The sequence below is a fragment of the Rubrivirga sp. genome (genome assembly GCF_049648075.1).
GTDB lineage: Bacteria > Bacteroidota > Rhodothermia > Rhodothermales > Rubricoccaceae > Rubrivirga.
Genome location: NZ_JBARYR010000274.1, coordinates 1 through 4913 on the forward strand (window position 1 = coordinate 1; position 4913 = coordinate 4913).

Below are 4913 nucleotides of genomic sequence, written 5' to 3' on the forward strand. Positions count from 1 at the left end.
TGCCTTCGAGGACGGCACGACAGGGACACGCCCTCGAGGGCGCTAGCGCGTCGGCGCGATGAACACGGCGCCGGACCGTGGCGCGAGGGTCAACGCGCCGCCGGCCCGGCCCGGCCGAGGCCCCACGTTCAGCACGAGTGCTGCGCTGTCCATCACCGCGCCCACCGACACGCGCTCCGTCCTCGAGGACGCGTTCACGATCACGACCGCCGTCTCTTCTGCGCCCCGGCGTTGGAAGACCAACACGTCGCCGGACGGCTCCCAGCTGACGGTCCCCGTCGCGAACAGCTCGGAGTGGTCCCGGCGCAGGCGGAGGGCGCGTCGCGTGAACGCGAGCAGGTCCCGGTCGACCTCGACGCGGTCGGCCGGCCTCGAGGACCCGTCGGGGAGCGCCGTCTCGGGCTCGTACTCGAGGTCGGGCCAGAGCATCGGCTTGCGGTCGTCGGGGTCGTCGGCGCCCCACATGCCGACCTCGTCGCCGTAGTAGACGTGCGGCGCGCCGGGCAGGACGGCCTGGAGCAGACGGAACAGGCGGACGGAGCGGAACGCGGCGGAGGACGGCCGAGAGACGTCGTAGCCCGCCCGGACGCGGGGCGTCTCTTCGTTCTTGTACGGGACACCAGCGTTCTGGAGCGTCGTCGCCAGGCGCGGGGTGTCGTGACTGCCGGACATCGACACGAGCGCGGGCAGGAATCGGGGCGGGACGCTCGCGTAGATGTCGCCCAGCTCGGCCGCGACGTCGGCCGCCGAGACCTGGGGACCGTCCGGGTCGAGGAATTGGCGCAGGACGGGGAATGGTCGGTAGTGCATCACCGAGTCGAACGCGTCGCCGAGGTAGGGCGCCGGGTCCATCAACGTGTCCGGCCACCGCTGCCACCAGATCTCGCCGATCAGGATCGCCTGGGGGTTGACGGCCTTGACGACGCGCCGCATGTCCTCCCAGAACCCCAGCGGGACCTGCTCCGCGACGTCCAGCCGGAACCCGTCGACGCCGTCGGACGGGTCGCCGTCGCCGTTCGGGTCGAGCCAGCGGACGGCGACGGCGAGCGCGTGCGCCTTCGGCCCCGTCGCCAGGTCGCCGTCGTACGGGATGCCCTGCTCAGGATCGCCCTCCAAGCCGACCTTCAGGAACTCGGGCAGCGATGGAACGCCGGCCCAGCCGGTGTACGCGAACTCGTCCTCGGGTGTCGCCGGGTCGTCCCAGGTGTCGATCGCGTACCAGTCGGCGGTCTCGGCGTCTCGGCCGTTCTCCAAGATGTCCTGGAAGGCCCAGAACTGCGTCCCCGTGTGGTTGAACGACACGTCCAAGACGACGCGCATGTCGCGCTCGTGCGCGGCCTCGAGGACGTCCAAGAGCAGGCCGTCGGCGGCCGTCGTGCCCCAGGTCTCGGGGTCCGTCGGGTCCTCCAAGGCGATCCGGTCGCGGTCGCCGGCCGGGTCCGGGCCGAAGTGCGGGTCGACGTGGCGGTAGGTCCGCGCGTCGTACTTGTGCAGGCTCGGGCTGTCGTTGACGGGGTTGAGGTAGAGCGCCGTCACACCGAGGGAGTCGAGGTAGGGCAATCGATCGAGGACGCCTTGCAGATCACCGCCGTAGCGCCGGGCCTGAACGGTCACGTAGAACGCGTCCGGGCGCAGCGAGCGCTCCCAGGCGTCGCGGGCGTACCAGTCCGAGGTCCAGTCCCGGACGGCCCAGCCCGCGCCCTCGAGGGAGTCGGTCGGGATGCGCGGATAGGCGCCTTCCATCGAGGACGGGATCGGGTCGTTCGCGATGTCGCCGTTGCGGAAGCGCTCGGGGAAAATCTGGTACCAGACGGCGCTCGAGGCCCACTCGGGCGGCACGTCGGGCGCCGGCGGTAGGTCGGGCAGCGCGAGCTCGGACCCGTCGGAATCGAGGACGCAGCCGGCCAGGGCCATCGAGAGCAGGAGCGCGGCGGGTCGCATCCCCGCAAGCTAGCGGAGGACGGACCGGCGGTAGCTTCGGCCGTCCCCCCGCCGCCGGGTCCGTCAACCTCGAGAGCCTGTTCTAAGCTCGCCGAGGGGACAGTCAGCCCTCCCATCCGTGTCGCGACTCGACGCCTTTTTCCAGACCGTCCGCGCCGAGGTCTCCGCCCTCGAGGACGACCCGCGCACGCTGCGCCAGTTTGGCCTCGTCGTGGGCGGCGTGCTGCTGACGGTCGCGGGACTCTTGCTGTGGCGCCGGGGCGCGTCGGCGTGGACGTGGGGGCTGGCCGGCGTCGGCGGTCCGCTGGTGCTCCTGGGGCTGATCGCGCCCGTCGTGCTCGGCCCGGTCCGCGACGTCTGGATGACGCTCGCCTTCGTGATGGGCGCCGTGATGACGCGCGTGATCCTGACGTTGGCCTTCGTCTTGATCTTCGTCCCGACGGGATGGCTCCTCAAGCTGTTCGGCAAAGACCTGCTCCGCCGACGCCTGGACCCCGACGCCGAGACCTACTGGATCCCGCGCGACGACGGCCGGCCCGACCGCGAGAGCCTGGAGAGCTACTTCTAACTCGCCCTCGAGAGCCGCGAGGCCGGCGCAGCCAACGCATCGCCCTCGAGGACGCCGGCCCTATGACCGTTCTCGGCCTGTCCTGCTTCTACCACGACGCCGCCGCGGCCCTCGTGCGCGACGGCGTGATCGTGGCGGCGGCTCAGGAGGAGCGATTTACGCGCATCAAGCACGACCCGGCGTTCCCCACGAATGCCGTCGGCTACTGCCTGCGTGAGGGCGGCCTCGAGGTCGCCGACCTCGACGCGGTCGCGTTCTACGACAAGCCCCTTTTGACGTTTGAGCGGCTGCTGGAGACGTACCTCACGTACGCGCCTCGGGGGCTGAAGTCGTTCTTGCAGGCGATGCCTGTCTGGCTCAAGCAGAAGTTGTGGACGCCCGACGTGATCCGCGACGGCCTCGGCGGCTACGACGGTCCGATGGTCTTGTCCGAGCACCACCGGAGCCACGCCGCGAGCGCCTTCTACGCCTCGCCCTTTGAGCGCGCCGCCGTGTTGACGACCGACGGCGTCGGGGAGTGGGCGACGACGAGTTGGGGCGTCGGCAACGGATCGGGCCTCGATCTCAGGGCCGAGATCCACTTTCCCCACTCGCTCGGGCTCTTGTACTCCGCGTTCACCACGTTCTGCGGCTTCCGCGTCAACTCGGGCGAATACAAGCTGATGGGACTCGCGCCCTACGGCGAGCCGCGCTACGCCGACGCGATCCGCGAGCACCTGATCGACCTGCGCCTCGACGGCTCGTACCGGCTCCATGCCGACGCGTTCACGTTCCCGTGGGGCACGCGCATGACCGGTCGTCGCTTCGAGGAGCTGTTCGACGGGCCAGGCCGCGTCCCCGAAAGCCCTCTCACGCAGCGCGAGATGGACTTGGCGCGGAGCGTCCAGGTCGTCGTCGAGGACGCGGTCCTGGCGATGGCGCGGCACGTCCATGCGGAGACCGGCGAGCCCAATCTGTGCTTGGCGGGCGGCGTCGCGCTCAACTGCGTCGCCAACGGACGTCTGCTCCGCGAAGGACCGTTCGAGCGAATCTGGATCCAGCCCGCCGCCGGCGACGCGGGCGGAGCGCTCGGCGCAGCGCTCGTCGCCACCCACGAGTGGGCCGGCCTCGACCGGACCGTCCTCGAGGACGACGCGATGCAGGGCGCGACCCTCGGGCCGTCGTGGACCAACAGCCAGATCCAGTCCGCCCTCGAGGCCGAGGGTTTGCCGTTCGACGTCCTCGAGGACGAGGCGGCGCTGGTGAAGCGCACGGCTGAGCTGTTGGCCGATGCGAAGACGATCGGCTGGTTCCAGGGCCGCGCCGAGTTCGGGCCGCGAGCGCTTGGTGCCCGCTCCATCCTGGCCGATCCGCGCGACCCGGCCGTGCAGCGCCGGGTCAACCTGCAAATCAAGTTCCGCGAGAGCTTCCGCCCGTTCGCCCCGTCCGTCCTCGAGGACCGAGCGGAGGAGTTTTTTGACCTTGGGGGTTCGGGACTGGGGATTGGGGATTGGGGAAACGCGCACCCAACGGACGGGAGCCGACCGGACGAAACACCCCAACCCCCAACCCCCAACACCCAACACCCAGTCTCCCCCTACATGCTCTTGGTCGGCCCCGTGCGTGGGTCGCGGGTCGAGGGCGAGGGGTTGGACCGGCTCGGTCACATCGAGAGTCCGGTCCCGGCGGTCACGCACGTCGACGGCTCGGCGAGGGTTCAGACGGTGACGCGCGAGCGCAACGGGATCTACTACGACCTGATCAAGGCCTTCGAGGCCGAGACGGCCGGACCCGACGGCCGGGGCTGCCCGGTCTTGGTCAACACGTCGTTCAACGTGCGCGGCGAGCCCATCGTCCACTCCCCGACGGACGCCGCCCGCGTGTTCCGGCGGACGCACATGGACGCGCTCGTGATCGGGCCGTTCGTCGTCACCAAATCGATGTTGCCAGAAAGCGAGCGCGAGCCGCTCTCGGCCGACGAGATCGAGGCGGTCTACGGCCTCGATTGACGCGCCTCGGTTCCGACCCCGGATCGAGTCCGGGCCAGACTCTCAAGGCCGGACGTGCGAATTCGACGCGGGAGGGATCCTAGGGCACACAGTAGGGTATGTTGGACCTGACCGAGCCCGTGGTGGCCGCCTTTCGGGCGCGTCGTCTCGGGCTCTCCTTTTCATGGAGCACGCGGGGCCGACAGATCCGAGTCGAGCTTTCTGGCCCACCCGTCTTTCGCTTTCAACCCCTGTCGGCGCTCCTCGCATTCCCCGTAGAGACAATGAAGAACATTTATGTCGCCAACCTCCCGTACAGCACGGGAGACGACGAACTCCGCTCCATCTTTGAGGAGCACGGCACCGTCGACAAGGCAACGGTCATCAAGGACCGTGACACCGGTCGCTCGCGTGGCTTCGGCTTCGTCGAGATGAGC

The 4913-nt window shown here is 69.8% G+C and carries 4 protein-coding genes; 3 read left to right on the forward strand and 1 reads right to left on the reverse strand.

From position 1 onward, the window contains the following. Positions 1 to 42: 42 nt before the first annotated feature. Positions 43 to 1941 (reverse strand): glycoside hydrolase family 13 protein, encoded by a 1899-nt coding sequence (locus WBA11_RS08155; RefSeq protein ID WP_424520201.1) that lies wholly within the window; start codon positions 1939 to 1941, stop codon positions 43 to 45. 118 nt (positions 1942 to 2059) lie between these two features. Here WBA11_RS08155 and WBA11_RS08160 point away from each other — a divergent pair, with 118 nt between their 5' ends. The 3 genes from WBA11_RS08160 to WBA11_RS08170 form a co-directional block, all read left to right on the forward strand. Next, complete coding sequence (locus WBA11_RS08160; RefSeq protein WP_424520202.1) at positions 2060 to 2509, forward strand: SxtJ family membrane protein; 450 nt, start codon at positions 2060 to 2062, stop codon at positions 2507 to 2509. Positions 2510 to 2571: 62 nt separating this feature from the next. Beyond that, positions 2572 to 4497: a carbamoyltransferase family protein gene (locus tag WBA11_RS08165; RefSeq protein ID WP_424520203.1), complete on the forward strand. Its 1926-nt coding sequence runs from the start codon at positions 2572 to 2574 to the stop codon at positions 4495 to 4497. A gap of 263 nt (positions 4498 to 4760) precedes the next feature. Further along, positions 4761 to 4913: RNA recognition motif domain-containing protein (locus WBA11_RS08170; RefSeq protein WP_424520204.1), on the forward strand; the 153-nt coding region annotated here is incomplete at its 3' end.

Coding starts and splice junctions, on each gene's coding strand:
- WBA11_RS08155 (WP_424520201.1), bottom strand. CDS start 1,941: ATGCGACCCGCCGCGCTCCTGCTCTCGATGGCCCTGGCCGGCTGCGTC.
- WBA11_RS08165 (WP_424520203.1), top strand. CDS start 2,572: ATGACCGTTCTCGGCCTGTCCTGCTTCTACCACGACGCCGCCGCGGCC.